Genomic DNA, 19,303 nt, shown 5'->3' with positions numbered 1-19,303 from the left:
GGCGCGGACTGCGCGCGCGGGTCGCATCTTTTGATGCTGATCTTTTCGTTTAGCCCTGGGTGGTGCGAAGTTCGCCTGCGAGGGCATCATCTTCTAGATCACCGTGCGTCGATGATTTACTTTCTAGTTGCTTGATCCAGCCCTTGGCTTGCTGCGCTAGCGGAGTCTCGATGAATTTGAAGCTCAGATAAGCGAGCGGAATGGTCACTGCCATACCCACTGAAAACAGCGTGATGAAAGTTGCCAAGGGTTGAGATTGAGCTGGCAATACCTTGAACAATTTATCGATGACAAGGAAATGCAATATATATCCGGAATAGCTAATCTTTCCCATGAATATTGTTAATTTGTTGACGACTCCGCTCCAGGAGTGATGGGAAAGTGCCCATGCGATCAGCATGCAGGACGCAGTGAACCAGTATTGCCTCGGTAGAAGCGCGGGCTTCATATGCGTAACCAGCATGATCGCGGCGGCAAGGAGAATTACGGCAAGATTGATCGACTTGTTTTGAAGAAATCTACCTTTCCCATCTCGGATGAGGAAATATAGAAGAATTCCAAACGAAAAAGAACCAAGCTGGCTGGGAAAGCTACGATACCAGTATTCTTTGACCTCGTCGGCGGGCACCGATGCAAGCATAGGGGCGAACAGATGCTGCATTCCAAGAACCATCAGTGGCAGCACTGTGATGCAGATCAGTGTGAAGATTGCGGCTGCCCGCGTCGATTTGATCAGAAGAAACCATAGCGGCACAGTGACATAGAAAAGCATCTCACAGCTTATCGACCAGCCGCCCGGTACAACGGAACTTGCGACGCCTGGGACCAGCAGGTTGGTAAAGGTCGCGTGGAAGGGATAATGCCAGATTTCAGGCCCCGGGCGCCAGCCTCTGCTCCCGAGCCCGTACACGACAGTGTAAAGTATCATGCCGAGCCAGTAGATCGGCGCGATCCTCATCACGCGCTTGATGAAGAAATTCCTTACCGGCCGCTGCTCTGACTGGGCAGCGCGATGGAAGGTCAGGAAAATCGTGAAGGCGCTGACTACGAAAAACAGTAGCACGCCATTTCCGGCCAAATTGGTCAGATTCCTGACTGGCCCTTTGACACCCGCCAATGATGCGGTGTGGGTGATGATGACACCCGTGATCGCCAAGCCTCGCAAGGCATCTATGTAATCCAGGCGTTTACTTGCCATTGAACCCCCCGGTCGCATCGGAGATGGCATGCAAAGCCTGCGCGAACGGCACTATTGTCCGTTGCGCCAGTGCCCGCCATCCCGCTCAGCATAAGGGTGTCCTTCCTTATTTGAAAGCAGAATGCCGGGCGTTTCCAGCGGTGCATGAGGTGCTTGTCATTGGGGATGCCGTCATCGCCGTATCCTTATCAACATCATCCATTTCGGACTTATTACCTCTCACCCCGCTCCATCGCCTTCACGCGAGCAACCGTTTCCGGCACGTCCAGCATCCGTTCGAGCGGCGCTTCCAGCCGCCTGCGCCAGTTGGGGTGCTCGGTAACGGTGCCCGGCAGGTTCGGCTGTTCGGGATCGGCGAGGAGATCCTCCAGCGGCACGATCGCCAGACCGCAGGGCGTGCGTGCGACATGGCGCAGCGCCGCCTCGACGACGGGCGCGGTGTCTTCGGGTGACGGCCTCGGCGCGGTGTCGTGAGTGAGGGTCGCCCAGAGCAGGCCCCGGTCCCACGCGCGGCGCAGAGCGGCTTCGTCGGGCGTCATCGCGTCCGGCAGGCGGCCGAGCGCCTCGGCCCAGGCGAGGTCGCGGCCGCTCCACCATCCCGCGACTGTCGGGGTATCGTGCGTGCCGGTCATGGCGACGGCCTGCGGGTCATAGTCCTGCGCGCCGACGAAACCCCCGTCCGCGGCCCGCTCGAACCACAGCACGCGCATTCCCAGCATGCCCCGTGCGGTGATCGCCGGGCCGAATCCGGGGGGCATCGTGCCGAGGTCTTCGGCGACGATCAGCGCGCCCGCCAGATGGGCCTCCAGCGTGACGAGCCGGATCAGGTCCGTGAAGGGATAGCGCAAGTAGGCGCCGGCGCTGGACGGCTCGCCTTGCGGAACGACCCATAGCCGGGCGAGGCCGAAGGCGTGGTCGATACGCAAGGCTCCGGCGGTGGAAAGCGCCGCCCGGATCGTCGAGATCCATGGCGCATAGCCGCTGCGTGCGAGGCCGCGCGGCGAGAAGCCGGTGAGCATCCAGTTCTGCCCTTGCGGTCCCAGCGGGTCGGGCGGGGCGCCGATCGTCAGGCTCTGGAGCAGGGTGTCGCCCATCGCCCAGGCATCCGCGCCGCCGGTGTGGACGCCCACTGCGAGGTCGGCGAGCAGGCCGACCGCCATTCCGGCCGCGCGGGCCCGGCGTTGCACTTCGGCAAGGCTTTCGCGCGCGAGCCACTGGGTGAAGAGGTGGAAATCGACTTCGGCGGCATGCTCGCGCGCGAAGGTCGCAGCGGCGGGGCCATCGGGCGCGTGGAACGCCTGCGGCCAATCCTGCCAGCCGTTTGCCCCCCGGGCGCGGAAATGCACGTCGAGCGCGTCGTACAGCGCCTGCCGCCTGAGGTCTTCGCCATGGACCGCGTTGTCCGAGGTGATGCGCCGCCGGATATCGTCGTCCAGCCCGGCGTAATAGGCCCGCAAGGTCGCAAGGCGGCGCGGCAGGGCGCTCTCCCAGTCGATCAGGGGATCCGCCGGGGCGTCCTCTTCGGGCAGTGGCGGCAGGCCCAGCAGGGCGGGATCGCCCATCGCGCCGTTGAGAAAGAGCCGGCTCGATGGCGAATAGGGGCTGAAATCCCGCCCATGGCCGGCGAAAAGGGCGTGGACCGGGTTGATCGCCAGCGCGTGCGCACCGCGCGCGGCAAAGGCATCGACCGCCTCGGCAAGCTCAGCGAAAGTCCCGAAGGCACGCGGGGCGGTGCCGCGCAGTGCGGGGATCTGGACCGCCGGACCCCAGATGCGGCCCTTGCCGAGCGAGGCGACCGAAGGGCATCCGCGCGGCGCGACGGCGAGGGTGAGCGCGTGGCCGTTGAGGGTCAGCCGGTAGTAGCCGGGCTCGTCGATCGCGGGCAGGGTCCAGTGCGCGGTGTCAAGGCGGCGCCTGGTGCCATCGGGCAAGGTGAACTCGGCACTGGCGAGCGCTGGCGGGAGGGTGGTCTCCATGCCGACGTCGGTGACGATCATCGCCGGGGGCAGGGCCTCCTCGGCGGCGAGGCGGGCCGTGCTGGCGGCGATCTCGGCCTCGGTCGCGGCGGGATAGCCCAGCGCCAGCGCGATCGTGCGCAGCGACGCATCGCTGACGACCTGCTGCCTGCCATCGACGTCCCACCAGATCCGATCCAGACCGATCGCTTCGGCAAGCGCGTGCAATGTCGGCATAGGCTGCGCGGTTCCCCGGAGTTATCGCGGGAAGGCTAGCCTGCCTGGCGAGGCGCTGCAATCGTCCGCGCAGTCTTGCGGGCGTCCACCAGGATCAGGCCGCAGAGCACCAGCGCCACCAGCGCATAGCGCGCGCGGAAGGGGACGTTGAACGCGGCGATCTGGCCGAGGACGGCCGGCGGGTCGGTCCAGGCCGGAACGACCAGTGCCAGCCAGCAGGCCAGCACCAGCGGCGTGCGCAGGGAACCGGGCCGGGCGAGGGCGCCGAGCAGGGCGGAGAGAATCGCCGGGAAGATCAGCGCATAGTGATAGCCCCAGGCATTCGGCGCGGCGACCAGCGAGGCGCAGAGCAGCAGGTTCAGGCTGTCGAGCGGCCGTGCCTCGCGGGTCGCCAGGCCATGCGCCATGGCCAGCAGGATGCCGATCGCCAAGAGGCCCTTGGCCGCGAGTTGCACGCCGTGCGGAATCGGCACGAAGTGCTGGATCGGCGCGCCGCCGCCCGCCTCTACGTGAGCGGCGATGCCGGCCAGCGACTGCGCGACGCCGGGCATCGTGTAGCCCTGCGCATGGGGGAGCAGTTCGAGGAAATATTGCCGGTAGAGTTCCGGTGCCGCCCAGCCCAGTCCGATGGCAGCGATCACGGCGCTGGCGATCACGGTGGCGACTGCCGCGCGCCACTTGCGCGGGGTCAGGAACAGGGCGGGGACGAGGCCGGGGTAGATTTTCAGCCAGAAGCCCAGGGCAATGGCGATACCGGCGCGCGCGGGCCTGTCGGTGGCGGCGAAGGCCATGCCCGCCACCGCCGCGCCCATCAGCAGGATGTTGACTTGTCCCGCCGCCAGCGAGGTTCCGACCGGGGCGATCGCCAGCGCCGCAAGAACGGCTGCGATCGTCGTCGCGGTGGGCCTGGGGGCTTCGCCGGGTGCGCGCGGCGCCATCCGGACGACCATCCGGGTGGCCATCGCCAGCATCGCCACGCACAGCGCGGTATGGATCAGGAACGCGGTATCGATCGGCAACCTGGACAGCGTGTGGAAATAGGCCAGCGAGGGCGGCGGATAGACGAAGCCACTGACGAATTCGCCGTTGTGGCAGATATCGTAGGGTCCGCGCAGGTCGGCCGCGCCGCACATGTACGTGCGAAAGTCGAGCGTCAGCGCCGCCTTGCCGACCCCCTCGCGCAGCACCGCCGCGAACTCGGCGAGATGATGGAGGATCAGCAGCGCGCTCAGCCCGATCAGGGCGTGCGGCAGCCAGCGGGTCATGGCTGATGGTCCTGCGGCAGTCTCGGTCACATCACCTCCTCACGAACCCGCCCGCCATATCCGGGGGAAGTTACGTCGAGGTGAAGAGGCCGGGGATCAGCTTTCCAGCAGGCGCGGCATCAGTTCCACGAAGTTGCAGGGACGGTTGCGGCTGTCGAGTTGTTCGGCGAGGATGCCGTCCCAGCCGTCCTTCACCGCGCCGTTGGAGCCGGGCAGCGCGAACAGGTAAGTGCCCCGCGCCACCACGGCCATGGCGCGGCTCTGCACCGTGGAGGTGCCGATGGTCTTGTAGCTGAGCCAGCGGAACAGTTCGCCGAAGCCGGGAATCTCGCGCCCGCCGAGGCGACCGAGCGCCTCCGGGGTCACGTCGCGCCCGGTCAGGCCGGTGCCGCCGGTGGAGACGACCGCATCGACCTCGGGATCGTCGATCCAGGCGGTGAACAGGTCGGCCAGCACGGCGGCGTCGTCGCGCACGATGGTGCGGCGCACCAGGTTGTGACCGGCATCGACGATGCGCTGGGCAAGAATGTCGCCCGAGGTGTCGTTTTCGGCGGTGCGGGTATCGGAAACGGTCAGGAGGGCGATGTTGATGGGCTTGAAAGTACGCTCAAGGTCGATTGCCACGCAGGATCGCTCCATTCGAGGCCATGCGCACGCCCTGCGAACCGGAAAGGCCCGGGAAGGTCGGCCACATGCCCTGCACCAGTTCCATGCGGCTCTCCGAGGGGCCGCCCGCCTGGCGTTCGTACATCCAGTAGTTGCGCATCACAATGTTCACGTAGCCGCGCGTCTCCCAGTAGGGGAGCGATTCGATCCATAGCAGCGGATCGCCCTGGCAGTTCACTTCGGTGGCCCAGCGGCGCACCGGCAGCGGCCCGGCGTTGTAGGCGGCCATGACCTTGGGCAGCAGGCCTTGCGTGCCGACATCGTTCTTCAGCGTTTCGAGGTGGCGCTGGCCGAAGGCGAGGTTGACCTCGGGCTTGTTGAGATCAGAGGCATTGCCGTTGTAGCCCAGCGATCCGGCATGGTCCTGCGCGGCGGCGGGCATGATCTGCATCAGGCCGCGCGCGCCTGCCGGGCTGACCGCTCCGGCGCGGAACACCGATTCCTGCAGGGTATGGGCATAAACCAGCGCGGGATCGACCTTCCAGCCACCCACCGGGGTCCACTTGGGCGTGGGGAAGCGCGTTGCCGGTTCGGGCTGGCCGCCGCTGGGGGCATTGTAGGCCATCCACAACTGCGTGCCGGGCAGGCCAAGATCGCGGGCGAGACGGGTCAGCGGCGCATATTGCGAAGCATCGCCGATGCGGGCCTGATGGCGCAGCACTTCGTCGGCGAGGCCATCCTTGCCAATCTCCGCGAGTTCGACGGCGGTACGCACGTTCGGATAAGCGCGTAGCGCCTGCCAGTCGGCCTGCGTGAAGTCGGCGGCGGCGTGCTGTTCGGGAAGCTTGAGGCCAAGCTGTTCGGCGGCCAGCATCCCGTAGAGCGTCTCGTCGCGCGCGGCGGCGAGGCGTAGCGCGGCGCTCGCCTGCTCGGGCTTGCGGCAGCGCACCAGCGAGCGGCTGTTCCAGTAATGCGAGGCGGCGGTCAGCTCCGCATTATCGGACGAGCGTGCGGCCTTGGCGAAGGCATCGGCAGCGCCATCGCAGTCACCCAGGCGCCATGCGGCGAGTCCGGCAGTCCACCATGCCTCGCCCACCCACGGGCCTTGCCCCAGCGCGGCGATCTGCGCCATCTGGTAGGCGTTGGCGTCCTGGTTCTCGATGTAGAAGCTCCAGGCGACCTTCTGGCGCCACTCGGCCTGCGAGGAGGGCGAGAGGTTGGCGTCGATCCCGTCCAGCAACAGGCGCGCACCCATCGGGTCGTCGTTCTTGATACGGTCGTTGATGCCGTTCGCGATCCCGGCGGGCATCGTGCCGTCATCGATCGAGGACGGCCGCACGCGCTTGGCGATGGTCGGCAGGCGGGCGAAGCTCTGTTCGCTGGGCAGCGAGGGAACGCTCGTGGCGCCGCGCTTGAGCGCAAGGCGGCTGATCTGGTCGGCGCCGGGCAGTTCGGTGCCCTGCGAAAGCCATGTCTGCAGGTCGTTCAGCTGGATCTTGGGCGATCCGGACGCGAGGTAGTATTCTGCGCGGGCCTGCTGGTGGAGCGGGCCGTCGGGGCGGTCGGCCAGCATCTTCTGGACGGTGGCCCAGTCCTTCGCGTCGATCGCGTCGAACATCGACTTGTAATAGGCCCGGTCGTCCTGGCTGAGCAGCGAGGGGACGGCGGTGCGGTCGGCGCGGGTGCGGAAATAGTCAACCGCAGCGCTGTTGGCGAAGGCCGGTGCTGCCGATACGCAGGCGGCGATGCACGCGCCCGCAAACAGTCCGGCCCTGATAAGTCGTTTCAAAGGTATTCCCCGCAGTCCTGTGCGATTCGCCTGCTCCGGCTGGCCGATGGCCGCATCTCTCAGGACGCGGTCCAATCCAGCCAGGCCCTCCAGAGCACCGGCTTTGCACGCGGCTGCGCGAGCAAGGCAGGCAGCGCCCAGGAGGCGAGCAGGGGTATCGATCCCCCTTCATGATCGAAAGTCCTTAACATGGCAGGACGATGCGGCGATTCGTGGCCGATTAGCGGCAGGACGTTTCCACCAAGGACAAACAGCCTCTTTGGAGCCACCAAACCCACGTGATGCCGCAGAACCTGACCGATTCCGCGCTCGCTCATCGCGGCCCAATCCGCGCCGGGCGTGTGGCGGGGCAGGGCGCTGGCAAGGTAAACGTCCTCGCGCCCGGTGCCGAACGCGGCAAGGATGGCGTCGAGCAGCTTGCCATGTTGGCCGGAGAGCAGCGTTTCGCTGTCCTCGGCTTCGGGTTCCTCGACCACGATCATGAGTTCGGCACCCACCTTGCCCTGCGGCGCGACGCGCGCGGCGGGGCCGCCTTCGCACAGCAGCGGTTCGCTCAGCCACCACGGCGCGAAGGCCGCGAAATCGGCGGGCAGGCTGGCGGGATCGAGCTTGTCGGGCGGCGGCGGGGCATCCGGATCGGGCTTCGGATCCGGGCGGCGGCGCGACGGCGGGGCGCCTTCCAGTTCGGGCGGGGCGAGCCACTCGACCGGCTCGTCGAGGAAGTCGCAGTCCACCCCGGCGTCCCGCCACCAGTCGAGCGCACCTGTGATATCGTCCAGAAATTGCGGATTTGGCGGTTGATCCATCGCGCGGGTCTTGACCTTATGCGCGGGAGCAATCAAGGCATTCGTGAATTTAATCGCTCGACTAAACACGAAAAGAATGCACGGGGCTACCATGATCGAACGCGAAGAGATGCCTTACGACGTTGTCGTCGTCGGCGGTGGACCTGCCGGTCTGGCGACCGCGATCCGCCTCAAGCAGGTGGACCCGCAGCTGCAGGTCTGCGTGCTGGAGAAGGGCTCGGAGATCGGCGCACACATCCTGTCGGGCGCCACGATCGATCCCAAGGCGCTCGACGAACTGCTGCCGACCTGGCGCGAGGACGGCTGCCCGCTGGCCGAAACCCCCGTCACCGACAACTGGCACTGGCACCTGACCAAGAAGGGCAAGTTCTCCCTTCCGCACATCATCCAGCCGCCCTTCATGTCGAACAAGGGCAACTACACCGGCTCGCTCGGCAACTTGTGCCGCTGGCTGGCCGAACAGGCCGAGGCGCTGGAGATCGAGATCTTCCCGGGCTTCCCGGCCGCCGAAATCCTCTATGACGAGGCGGGCGCCGTGATCGGCGTGCAGACCGGCGACATGGGCGTCGACCGCGAAGGCAATCCCAAGGGCGACTTCCAGCCGGGCATGAACCTGCTGGGCAAGTACACCGTGTTCTGCGAAGGCGCGCGCGGCCACCTGACCAAGCGCCTCAAGGCGAAGTACGACCTCGAAGCCAATTGCGAGCCGCAGATCTACGGCATCGGCATCAAGGAACTGTGGGACATCCCGGCGGACAAGCACGTCCCCGGCCGCGTGATCCACACCCAGGGCTGGCCGATGAGCGAGAACGACGCCTGGGGCGGCGGGTTCCTCTACCACCAGGCCAACAACCAGGTGGCGCTGGGCTTCGTGACGGCGCTCGATTACAAGAACCCGTACATCTACCCGTTCGAGGAATTCCAGCGCTGGAAGCAGCACCCGGAAATCCGCGCCATTCTCAAAGGCGGCAAGCGCGTCGCCTATGGTGCGCGCGCGATCAATGAGGGCGGCTGGCAGTCGGTGCCTAGCCTCGCGTTCCCCGGCGGCGTGCTGGCGGGCTGCTCGGCGGGCTTCGTCAACGTGCCGCGCATCAAGGGCACCCACACCGCGATGAAGAGCGGCATGCTGGCCGCCGAATCGATCGCCGCCGCCATCAAGGCGGGCCGCGAGCAGGACACCCTGCAGGACTACGACGACGCGGTGCGCTCCAGCTGGATCGCCAAGGAACTCAAGCTCGTCCAGAACGCCGAGCCGATGGTGGCGAAGTGGGGCGGCGAGCTGGGCACGATCCTCGCGGGCGCCGACATGTGGCTGCGCACGCTGTTCGGCTTCGGCCTCGCCAAGCCGATGAAGCATCACACCGATGCGTCGGAAACCCAGCGCGCGGACCTGTACAAGCCGATCGCCTATCCCAAGCCGGACGGCGTCATCAGCTTCGATCGCCTGACCAGCGTGTCGTACTCTTTCACCAACCATGAGGAAGACCAGCCGATCCACCTCAAGCTGAAGGATCCCAGCATCCCGACGGCGGTGAACCTGCCGGTCTATGCGGGCCCCGAGGCGCGTTACTGCCCGGCGGGAGTTTACGAGTTCCTCGATGCGGGGGATGGTCCCAAGCTGCAGATCAACGCGCAGAACTGCGTCCATTGCAAGACCTGCGACATCAAGGATCCCACGCAGAACATCGAATGGGTGACGCCCGAAGGCGGCGGCGGCCCGAACTACCCGAATATGTGATGCGAAGAGGGGAGGCACTGCCTCCCCTTTTTTCTGCCATCTCTCGATACACCCCGTCACCCTGAACTTGTTTCAGGGTCCATCGTGCAGCAAGCGCGGTGTGTGAGAGGGTAAGCCAGGAGGGCGGCTGGTGACACAACGCTCCGGTCCAGATGGCCCAATGAACCCTGAAACAAGTTCAGGGTGACGGGGTATGGGCCAGAAGGCGCGCCTTGCCTCCTGCGTCCCTCCGCGCCATGGACGGGGCGATGCTGACCGAAACCGCCTACGCCAAGATCAACCTCGCGCTGCATGTCCGTCGCCGCCGCGAGGACGGGTATCACGAACTCGAAACGCTGTTCGCCTTCGTCGATGACGGCGACCGGCTGAGCGCCTCCCTCGCCGAGGCCGACAGCCTCTCCACCCATGGCGAGTTCGCCGCCAAGATCGACGACCCGTTCGGCAACATCGTCGCCAAGGCATTGTCTGCGCTGCCTCATGGCAAAGGCTGGGCCGTCGATCTCGAAAAGCGCCTCCCCGTTGCGGCGGGCCTCGGCGGCGGTTCGGCTGACGCGGGCGCGGTGTTCCGCATGGTGGAGCGCAGCGCGGGCCTCCCGGGCGACTGGCAGGCCTGCGCCGCGAAGCTGGGCGCCGACGTGCCCGCCTGCGTCTTGTCCACCACCTGCATCGGCACCGGCACCGGCACCGACCTCCAGGCTATCGAGAGCGACCTGACCGGCACTCCGGTCCTGTTGGTGAACCCGCGTGTAGGCGTGCCGACCGGACCGGTGTTCAAGGCCTGGGACGGCATCGATCGCGGTGCAATGCCCACCGGCTCCGTCCGCCGGATCGCACTGGAAGGCCGCAACGACCTAGAGGCTCCGGCCATCGCGATATGCCCTCCGGTCGCCGATGTGCTGGCAGCTTTGCGGGCGACCGAGCCGTTCCTCGCCCGCATGTCCGGGTCGGGCGCGACGTGCTTTGCGCTCTACGACAGCGAGGCCCAATTGCAGGCGGCGTGGGATAAGCTGGCCGACACTCAACCGCACTGGTGGAAAATGTCGGGTAAATTGAGGTAAGCTGCCCGTGCAACCTTCGGAGGCAGACTTGGAAACCGAATACCACCGCCTGCTCGGCACGCCCGTTACCGGCGGCGTTCTGGTCGTATCGGACCATGCCTCCAACCGCGTGCCCGACGACATCGACCTCGGCATAGAGGCCGCGCTGCTCGACGAGCATATCGCCATCGACATCGGTGTCGCCGCCATCGCGGCGCGCATGGTCGAAGCCGGCACCGCCGCTTGGCTCGGCAATGTCAGCCGCCTCGTCTGCGACTTCAACCGCAGGCACGACGTCCCCGGCATGATGCCCGAGATCAGCGACGGTTACGTCATCCCCGGCAACGTCCTCACCGCAGAGGAGCGGCAGGCGCGGGTGGACCGGCTGTTCGATCCCTATCACTACGCCCTTGCCGCACAACTGCGCGAGACGCCCCCGGCGCTGATCCTCTCGCTGCACAGCTTCACCCCCGGTCTCGCCACTTGCACTAAACCGCGCCCTTGGCAGGTCGGCGTCCTCTACAACCAGGACGAGCGCGCCGCGCGCATCGCCATTCCTTGGCTGGAGGGGCAGGGCTTCGTCACCGGCGATCAGGAGCCGTACTCGGGCAAGCTGCTCAACGCCTCGATGAACCGCCATGCCGAACCGAACGGATTGCCTTATCTCAGCATCGAGATCCGCCAGGACCTCATCGCTGAGGAAGCGGGGCAGGCGGAGTGGGCCGACGTGATGACACGGCTCTGCGCGGCAGTGGTCGAGAAACTCGCATGAAATATAATTGCAAAAACTCACGTTGAATTGAAATCAATCACCGTGTAGGGGCGGCTCCAACATAGTGTGAAAACTTGCGCGAAAACCCGCGCCCATGACCAATCGGAGTTCCGACAATGCCCGCCCTTCGTTCACGCACCTCGACTCACGGCCGCAACATGGCGGGCGCGCGCGGGCTCTGGCGGGCGACGGGCATGAAGGACGGGGACTTCGGCAAGCCGATCGTCGCGGTGGTGAACTCGTTCACCCAGTTCGTCCCCGGCCACGTCCACCTCAAGGATCTGGGCCAGCTGGTCGCGCGCGAGATCGAGGCAGCTGGCGGTGTCGCCAAGGAATTCAACACCATCGCGGTCGATGACGGCATCGCCATGGGCCACGACGGCATGCTCTATTCGCTGCCCAGCCGCGACCTCATCGCCGACAGCGTCGAGTACATGGTCAACGCCCACTGCGCCGACGCCATGGTCTGCATCTCCAACTGCGACAAGATCACGCCAGGCATGCTGATGGCCGCGATGCGCCTCAACATCCCCGCCGTGTTCGTCTCGGGCGGACCGATGGAGGCTGGCAAGGTGGTGCTGCGCGGCAAGGAACATGCGCTCGATCTGGTTGATGCGATGGTCGCCGCCGCCGACGAAAGCTACACCGACGAGGAAGTGAAGACGATCGAGCGCTCGGCCTGCCCGACCTGCGGGTCGTGCTCGGGCATGTTCACCGCGAACTCGATGAACTGCCTCACCGAAGCACTGGGCCTCTCGCTGCCGGGCAACGGCTCGACGCTGGCGACGCACTCGGACCGCGAGCGCCTGTTCCTGGAGGCGGGCCGCGTCGCGGTGGACATGTGCCAACGCTATTATGAGCAGGATGACGCATCCGTGCTGCCGCGCAACATCGCCAGCTTCAAGGCGTTCGAGAACGCCATGAGCCTTGACATCGCGATGGGCGGCTCGACCAACACCGTGCTGCACCTGCTGGCCGCCGCGCACGAGGCGGGTGTGGACTTCACCATGGCCGACATCGACCGCCTGAGCCGCCAGGTTCCGTGCCTGTCCAAGGTCGCCCCGGCCAAGGCCGACGTTCACATGGAGGACGTCCACCGCGCCGGCGGCATCTACGCGATCCTCGGCCAGCTGGACCGCGCGGGCCTGCTGCACACCGACCTGCCGACGGTGCATTCGAAGACGCTGGGCGATGCGCTCAATCGCTGGGATATTAGCCGCACCAACGAGCCTTCGGTTCAGGAATTCTACAAGGCCGCGCCCGGCGGCGTGCCGACGCAGACCGCGTTCAGCCAGTCGGCGCGCTGGAAGGAACTCGACCTCGATCGTGAGAACGGCGTGATCCGCAGCAAGGAACACGCCTTCAGCCAGGACGGCGGCATCGCGGTGCTTTACGGGAACATCGCGCGCGACGGCTGCATCGTGAAGACGGCCGGCGTGGACGACTCGATCCTCAAGTTCACCGGCACCGCGCGGGTCTACGAATCGCAGGACGCGGCGGTCGCGGGTATCCTCGGCGGCGAAGTCGTGGCGGAAACCGTCGTGGTGATCCGTTACGAAGGGCCGCGCGGCGGGCCGGGCATGCAGGAAATGCTCTACCCGACCAGCTACCTTAAGTCGAAGGGCCTCGGAAAGGCGTGCGCGCTGCTGACCGACGGGCGGTTCTCGGGCGGCACTTCGGGCCTCTCGATCGGCCACGCCTCGCCCGAGGCGGCTGAGGGCGGCGAGATCGGCCTCGTCGAGAACGGCGACACGATCGAGATCGACATCCCCGGCCGTACCATCAACCTGATGATCTCGGACGAGGTCATGGCGCACCGCCGTTCGCAGCAGGAAGCACGCGGCGCCGATGCCTGGTCGCCGGTGCATCCGCGCCCGCGCAAGGTCTCGGCCGCGCTGCAGGCTTACGCGGCGATGACCACCAGCGCGGCCAAGGGCGCGGTGCGCGACGTAACGCAGCTTAAGCGGGGCTAATTCTGAGCGGAGGGGCCACTATTCATCGTGGCCCCCTAGTTCGCCACCCAATTCTTTCATCGCGAGCGCAGCGCAGCAACCCGGGGTAATGTGAAACTGCCCTGAACGGCTTCGCCACGCTTGCGATCAGCCGGTGCAGCGGTGGCCTATCCGATGGTCAAGATTATGGAACGAAGCCACCATCCCGTTGTATACGGGATGGATGGCAGGATTCTGTCGCCGGGAAGCAAGCGGCTCCGCAGCCGTTCGTTCAGTTGTAGCGACGCAGGAGGCCGGCGAGTTTGCCCTGGACCTCGACCTCGTCCGATCCGTAGATCTGGGGTTCATACGCGGCATTGGCGGGATCGAGGCGAACCATGCCGTTCTCGCGGCGCAGGTACTTGAGAGTCGCTTCCTCGCCGCGAATGAGTGCGACGATGATCTCGCCATCGCGGGCGTGGTTGGTGCGCTTCACCAGCGCGAAATCGCCGTCGAGAATGCCAGCCTCGATCATCGAATCGCCGGAAACCTCAAGCGCATAGTGCTCGCCTGATCCCAGCAGGGCTGCGGGGACCGGAAGCATGGATTGCCCTTCGAGCGCCTCGATCGGAACACCGGCGGCGATGCGGCCGTGAAGCGGGATTTCGATGACGTCATTTGCCGGAACGGGGGCGGGAGCACTTCGCGAAGGCGGCACCAGGCCGGTTCCCTCGTTGGCGTTCGCCGCTGCCGCGCGCGAAGGAGCAGTGCCGCTGTCCTCCGGCTGGCGTAGCACTTCCAGAGCACGGGCGCGATTAGGCAGGCGACGGATGAAACCGCGTTCCTCAAGGGCCGAGATGAGCCTGTGCACACCGGACTTCGACTTGAGGTCGAGCGCTTCCTTCATCTCCTCGAAACTGGGGGAGATGCCGCTCTCTTCGAGCCGGGTCTGGATGAACCGGAGCAATTCGTGCTGCTTACGCGTCAACATTGTCGCTGCCTTTTCGTGACCGCCGGATCAGGCGATCCCTGACCTCGAATGTTCTGGTAGTGAACATTGAGGGAACAAGCAAGCAACGAATTTGGCCATGCTTCAGGTGATACCGCCGTTATCGAGCAGGAATAGCTGGACTTCCTCTCCGATCCGCGCGGGCGGGCGTAGAGCGGCGCTGTCGATCAGGACGTTGCTTGCCGCCAGCGCGGAGAGGGCGCCGCTGTCCTGCAGCGCGTTGGCGCACACGGATTCGCCGTCCCACCATCCGCGCAGGAATTCGCGGCGCCTTCCGCCGGCACGCAGCGCGGCGCCCAGGCGGGCGGTCACGCGCATCGGCAGCGGCCGGATCGAGCCCGCCATCGCGCGCAGCAGCGGTAGCAGGAAAAGATATGCCGTCACGTAGCTCGATACCGGATTGCCTGGCAATCCGAGCACGATCTGTCGGCGTCCGTCGTGGTTGCGGGTGGCTACCAGGATGGGCTTGCCGGGCTTTATGGCGACGCGCCAGAAGTCGATGTCGGCGCCCCACTGTTCGAGCGCAGGGCGGATGAGATCGTGATCGCCTACCGAGGCACCGCCGCTGGTGACGATCAGGTCGACGTCAGCGGATGCCTCGAAAGCGGATGTGATGGCCTCGATCCTGTCCGGGACCGGGCCGATGTGCCGTGCCTCCACCGGCAGCGTGCGGGCGAGGGCAAGCAGCATCGCCCCATTGCTCGCCGGGATCTGGTGCGGTGCGCAATGTTCGGGATTCGCGGCCAGTTCGTCGCCGCTGTCGATGATGGCAAGGCGGGGCATGCGCCGGACAGGCAGATGGCGGTGTCCTGCGGCAAGTGCCAGGGCCATCTGGGCCGGTCCGATTCGCGTACCTGCGGCCATGATTTCAGCGTTCTGTTCGAAATCCATGCCGCGATGGCGCACATGCTTGGCGGCCGGCCGGGGAGCCTCGCCGGTCAGCCGGAGTTCGTCGCCGTGACGCTGGAGATCTTCCTGCAGGATGACGCCGGCTGCGTCCTCGGGCAGAATCGCGCCGGTGGAAATCCTGACGGCCTGGCCTGCCGCCATCCTGCCGGCGAAGGGATGCCCGGCCGCGCTCTCGCCTACCACCTGCCAGGGCCCGGTCATGTCGCCCGCAGTCACGGCGTAGCCATCCATGGCCGAGAGATGCGCCGCAGGTTGCGTTCGGGCGGCATGAAGCGGCTCGGCGAGATAGCGTCCTGCCGCGCCTTCGATATCGACGTACTCGGCAGGCATGGCGATGGCGAGCGAGAGCAGGCGCGCCTGTGCGTTCTCGAGCGAGAGCGGCGCAGTCACGGCTGCGCGGCTCATCGTGCGGGTGCCTGCCAGTGTCCCGACTTGCCGCCTATCTTCTCGGCGAGATGAATGCCCTCGATGACCATCGCCTTGTCCAGCGCCTTCGTCATATCGTAGATTGTGAGGAGTGCTACGGAAACTGCTGTTATTGCTTCCATTTCTACGCCAGTCTTGCCGGTCAGCGAGACTTTGGCGATAGCGCGGATACCGGCGGTCTCGAAGGCGAAGTCGATGTTCACGGCATCGATCGTCAGGGGGTGGCACATTGGGATCAGATCGGAGGTTCGCTTGGCCGCCATGATTCCAGCGATCCGCGCGGTTCCAAGCACATCCCCTTTGGGTGCATCGCCCACGCGTATGGCGGCAAGCGCCTGGGGGCTCATGACGATCAGGCCGGAGGCGACGGCGATCCGCCGGGTCTCCGGCTTGGCGCCGACGTCGACCATGCGCGCGGTGCCGTCTTCGTCGATATGGGTGAGGGACTTGCTCATCCGAATCTCCAGCCTGGATCGCTCAGTGGCCGGTTAGCAACGCATGCGTCGCTGCCTCGACGTCGTTCTGGCGCATCAGGCTTTCGCCCACGAGGAACGTGCGGGCGCCGCAGGCCGAGAGGCGCTGCAGGTCCGCGTGAGCGTTGATCCCGCTTTCGCTGACGAGCAGCGTGCCCTCGGGGGCAAGCGGCGCCAGCCTCTCGGTAATGGCGATATCGGTGACGAAGCGCTTGAGGTCGCGGTTGTTCACACCAATCAACCTTGATTTCAAATGGCTTGCACGCTCCATCTCATCTTCGTTATGAACTTCGACGAGGCAGTCCATGCCCCGTTCGAGGGCCGCCGCTTCCAGTTCGTGCATGAGGGCGTCGTCAAGCGCGGCGACGATGATGAGGATGGCGTCGGCGCCGATTGCGCGCGCCTCGGCGACCTGCCAGGGATCGATCATGAAATCCTTGCGGATAACCGGCAGCGTGCAGGCGGCACGGGCTTCGACCAGGAAATGCTCATGCCCCTGGAAGTAGGGGGCATCGGTGAGGATCGACAGGCAGGCGGCACCGCCCTTCTCGTAAGCCACGGCATGTTCGGCGGGACGAAAATCATCCCTTATCAATCCCTTGGAGGGCGAAGCTTTCTTGATTTCTGCGATCAGTGCGAAGCCGGAGGCAGCCTTGGCGCGCAAAGCGGCTTCGAACCCGCGCGGCGCGGTCTGGCCGGCGGCGCGGGCATCGAGGTCGGCGAGCGTGGCCAGCGCCTTGCGGACGGTGACTTCCTTGCGCTTGGTATCGCAGATTTCCGTAAGCTTGTCGGACATGATTTCCTCGTCAGGCGCGGGTGGCCGCGATCCAGCAGTCGAGCAGCGCCTTGGCCAGCCCCTTGTCGATGGTTTCGGCGGCTTCCTCGACGCCTTCGGTCCAGCTTTCGACTTCGCCGGCGACCATCAGGGCCCCGGCGGCGTTGAGCAGGACGGCGTCGCGGTAGGCGCCATGCTCGCCCATCAGCAGGCGGCTGAGCGCTTCGGCGTTGTAGGCGGGATCGCCGCCGCGAATGGCGGTGACCGGGGCGATCGAGAGCCCGGCATCCTGCGGGGCGACCCGGCGCATCGACAATTCGCCGCCATGGATGTCGGCCACTTCGTTGCCGCCGGCCAGGCTCAGTTCGTCGAGCCCCTCGTCGCCCGAGATGACCATCGAATGCTCGGTCCCCAGCCGCAGCAGCGCCTCTGCATAGATCGGCACGTAGGCCGGGCGGGCGATGCCGACCAGTTGGCGGGACACTTGCGCGGGATTGGCGAGGGGGCCCATCAGGTTGAAGATGGTGCGGCGGCCCAGCGCCTTGCGCAGCGGCATCAGACGGCCCATCGTCGGGTGATGGCGCGCGGCGAAGAGGAAGCCGATGCCGATCTCGGCGAGCGTCGATTCCGCCGTCTCCACCGCACGATCGAGGTCCAGGCCGAGCGCTTCGAGGGTATCGGCGGCGCCGGCCTTGGAACTGGCGGCGCGGTTGCCGTGCTTGGCCACCGGCACGCCAGCGGCGGCGACCACCAGCGAGACCGCCGTGGAGACGTTGAGCGTGTGATGGCCGTCGCCGCCGGTACCGCATACGTCGATGGCGTTGGCGGGGGCCTTCACCGGGGTCATCCGTGCGCGCATCGCCCGCGCGGCGCCGGCGATCTCGCTGGCGGTCTCGCCGCGATCGGACAAGGCGACGAGGAAGGCGGCGATCTCGGGCTCGGCTATCTCGCCGTCGAGGATGGCGGCGAAGGCGGCTTCGGCCTCGTCCTCGGCGATCGGGTGGAGCGGATCGGGCAGGGTCATGGGGTCAGGCGCTCGGGCAGCCGGGCGTCGATGCCGCAGGCCTTGAGGAAGTTGGCGAGCATGGCGTGGCCGTGCTCGGTGGCGATGCTTTCCGGGTGGAACTGCACGCCGTGGATCGGCAGGTCGGCGTGGCGGAAGCCCATGACGTGGCCGTCGTCGGAGCGGGCGTTGACCACCAGCGTCCCGGGAATGTCCTCGACGATCAGTGAGTGATAGCGCGTTGCGGTGAAGGGCGAGGGCAGGCCGGCGAAGACTCCGGTGCCGTCATGCGTGACCGGCGAGGTCTTGCCGTGCATCAGGCCGCCGCGCACGACCTTGCCGCCGAAGTACTGGCCGATCGACTGATGGCCCAGGCACACGCCCAGCAGCGGCATGCCCGCATCGGCCGCTGCGCCGACCAGGTCGAGGCTGATGCCCGCCTCGTTCGGGGTGCAGGGCCCAGGCGAGATCAGGAACCCCTGCGCACCGCTGGAAATGGCCTGGCCCGCGCTCAGCGCGTCGTTGCGCACGACTTCCACTTCGGCGCCCAGTTCCATCACGTAGTGGACCAGGTTCCAGGTGAAGCTGTCGTAGTTGTCGATGACGAGGATCATGACTGTGCCTTTGCGCTTTTCTCGACGACGATCAAGGGGCCGAGCGGAGGGCCGCCGTCGACGCGGCCATGGGCGGGATCCCAGAGCGAGGAGACGCTGCCGTCGAGGAACAGCGCATTGTCGCATTTCAGCCTGTCGCGGAAATAGCGCGCCAGCTTGCCGAACGAGACCGGCTCGTCCGAAATCACGAAGTGGGCGCGGCCCTTCGCATCGACGCCGACGCCGTTGCGCAGTTTCAGCGACTTGCCGTCCTTGTCGATCCGGGGGTGCAGCTTGCCGTCGATGACCAGCATCGGGCCCGACTGGGTGCCGAAGTCGGGCCGGTCGGTGACGGACTTCTCGAACTCGGCGGAGGTGCGCACGCGCCAGTTGCCGGCGGCGTCGCCGTAGAAGACGCCGTTGGGGGCGAGGTGGAAGTTGCCCCAGCCATCATTGGTGTTGAGTGCGTGACGCTTCTGGCCCTCCTCGACGTAGTAGCCGATCGGCTTGCCCTCGGTGTCGAACATGCCGCCGTTCATGGCGAAGGCGACTTCGTGGGCCTTGTCGGGGCGGTCCACCGCGAGTTGCGAGAGGCTGCGGTACGGCGCCCCGTCCCTGGGGCCGAGCACCGCGTGGATGGTGTTCTGGCCGGGGACGGCGGTGCAGTGCGTGAAGCTGGCGCCTTCGAACGTGGCGCCTTCGCAGGGCGGAGGCGGCGGTTTGGGCGGCTGCGGCGCGGGGTCGGAGGAGCAGGCGGCGAGGAGAAGGGCCATCCCGGCTG

The 19,303-nt window shown here is 66.2% G+C and carries 17 protein-coding genes; 4 read left to right on the top strand and 13 right to left on the bottom strand.

Annotated elements, in window-relative coordinates:
• Positions 1-49: 49 nt before the first annotated feature.
• From V2S85_RS02305 to V2S85_RS02280, 6 genes are all read right to left on the bottom strand, one after another.
• The gene (locus V2S85_RS02305) at positions 50-1,198 is read right to left on the bottom strand and encodes an acyltransferase (protein ID WP_330701249.1); all 1,149 of its coding nucleotides are present in this window, start codon (positions 1,196-1,198) and stop codon (positions 50-52) included.
• 212 nt (positions 1,199-1,410) lie between these two features.
• Positions 1,411-3,390 carry a 4-alpha-glucanotransferase gene (malQ, locus tag V2S85_RS02300; RefSeq protein WP_330701248.1) on the bottom strand — a complete coding sequence of 660 codons (1,980 nt, stop codon included), beginning with the start codon at positions 3,388-3,390 and terminating at the stop codon, positions 1,411-1,413.
• 35 nt (positions 3,391-3,425) lie between these two features.
• On the bottom strand, positions 3,426-4,655 hold the full coding sequence (locus V2S85_RS02295; RefSeq protein WP_330701247.1) for a glycosyltransferase family 87 protein: 1,230 nt from the start codon (positions 4,653-4,655) through the stop codon (positions 3,426-3,428).
• Positions 4,656-4,751: 96 nt separating this feature from the next.
• Positions 4,752-5,279, bottom strand: coding sequence for a molybdenum cofactor biosynthesis protein B (moaB, locus tag V2S85_RS02290; RefSeq protein WP_330701246.1), 528 nt, complete (start codon positions 5,277-5,279; stop codon positions 4,752-4,754).
• Positions 5,263-7,050 (bottom strand): lytic transglycosylase domain-containing protein, encoded by a 1,788-nt coding sequence (locus V2S85_RS02285; protein WP_330701245.1) that lies wholly within the window; start codon positions 7,048-7,050, stop codon positions 5,263-5,265. The genes moaB and V2S85_RS02285 overlap by 17 nt, the downstream gene beginning before the upstream one ends.
• Positions 7,051-7,109: 59 nt before the next feature.
• Positions 7,110-7,949, bottom strand: a complete 840-nt coding sequence (locus V2S85_RS02280; protein WP_330701244.1) for a uracil-DNA glycosylase family protein — start codon at positions 7,947-7,949, stop codon at positions 7,110-7,112.
• Here V2S85_RS02280 and V2S85_RS02275 point away from each other — a divergent pair.
• From V2S85_RS02275 to ilvD, 4 genes are all read left to right on the top strand, one after another.
• Entirely contained in the window at positions 7,948-9,594 is a 1,647-nt protein-coding gene (locus V2S85_RS02275) for an electron transfer flavoprotein-ubiquinone oxidoreductase (RefSeq protein WP_330701243.1), read from the top strand. The two genes, V2S85_RS02280 and V2S85_RS02275, sit on opposite strands and share 2 nt — an antisense overlap.
• Positions 9,595-9,842: 248 nt before the next feature.
• Positions 9,843-10,652, top strand: coding sequence for a 4-(cytidine 5'-diphospho)-2-C-methyl-D-erythritol kinase (locus V2S85_RS02270; RefSeq protein WP_330701242.1), 810 nt, complete (start codon positions 9,843-9,845; stop codon positions 10,650-10,652).
• Positions 10,653-10,680: 28 nt separating this feature from the next.
• Positions 10,681-11,403 carry an N-formylglutamate amidohydrolase gene (locus tag V2S85_RS02265; RefSeq protein ID WP_330701241.1) on the top strand — a complete coding sequence of 241 codons (723 nt, stop codon included), beginning with the start codon at positions 10,681-10,683 and terminating at the stop codon, positions 11,401-11,403.
• A 116-nt stretch (positions 11,404-11,519) separates the two neighbouring features.
• Complete coding sequence (gene ilvD / locus V2S85_RS02260; protein WP_330701240.1) at positions 11,520-13,376, top strand: dihydroxy-acid dehydratase; 1,857 nt, start codon at positions 11,520-11,522, stop codon at positions 13,374-13,376.
• 250 nt (positions 13,377-13,626) lie between these two features.
• On the opposite strand, the gene lexA is transcribed toward ilvD, so the two are convergent.
• From lexA to V2S85_RS02225, 7 genes are all read right to left on the bottom strand, one after another.
• Positions 13,627-14,325, bottom strand: coding sequence for a transcriptional repressor LexA (lexA, locus tag V2S85_RS02255; protein WP_330701239.1), 699 nt, complete (start codon positions 14,323-14,325; stop codon positions 13,627-13,629).
• A 102-nt stretch (positions 14,326-14,427) separates the two neighbouring features.
• Positions 14,428-15,657: a molybdopterin molybdotransferase MoeA gene (locus V2S85_RS02250; protein WP_330701238.1), complete on the bottom strand. Its 1,230-nt coding sequence runs from the start codon at positions 15,655-15,657 to the stop codon at positions 14,428-14,430.
• Positions 15,654-16,133, bottom strand: a complete 480-nt coding sequence (moaC, locus tag V2S85_RS02245) for a cyclic pyranopterin monophosphate synthase MoaC (protein WP_330701237.1) — start codon at positions 16,131-16,133, stop codon at positions 15,654-15,656. The genes V2S85_RS02250 and moaC overlap by 4 nt, the downstream gene beginning before the upstream one ends.
• Positions 16,134-16,155: 22 nt before the next feature.
• The gene (trpC, locus tag V2S85_RS02240) at positions 16,156-16,947 is read right to left on the bottom strand and encodes an indole-3-glycerol phosphate synthase TrpC (protein ID WP_330701236.1); all 792 of its coding nucleotides are present in this window, start codon (positions 16,945-16,947) and stop codon (positions 16,156-16,158) included.
• 10 nt (positions 16,948-16,957) lie between these two features.
• Entirely contained in the window at positions 16,958-17,950 is a 993-nt protein-coding gene (gene trpD, locus V2S85_RS02235) for an anthranilate phosphoribosyltransferase (RefSeq protein WP_330701235.1), read from the bottom strand.
• On the bottom strand, positions 17,947-18,543 hold the full coding sequence (locus V2S85_RS02230) for an aminodeoxychorismate/anthranilate synthase component II (RefSeq protein WP_330701234.1): 597 nt from the start codon (positions 18,541-18,543) through the stop codon (positions 17,947-17,949). Before V2S85_RS02230 ends, trpD begins: the two co-directional genes overlap by 4 nt.
• On the bottom strand, positions 18,540-19,295 hold the full coding sequence (locus V2S85_RS02225; RefSeq protein WP_330701233.1) for a phosphodiester glycosidase family protein: 756 nt from the start codon (positions 19,293-19,295) through the stop codon (positions 18,540-18,542). The genes V2S85_RS02230 and V2S85_RS02225 overlap by 4 nt, the downstream gene beginning before the upstream one ends.
• Between the last annotated feature and the right edge of the window lie 8 nt (positions 19,296-19,303).

Source organism: Novosphingobium resinovorum (genome assembly GCF_036352595.1).
Lineage (GTDB): Bacteria > Pseudomonadota > Alphaproteobacteria > Sphingomonadales > Sphingomonadaceae > Novosphingobium > Novosphingobium resinovorum_B.
Note: the sequence above shows the minus strand (reverse complement) of the source record. Positions and strands in the feature narration are given on the sequence as shown.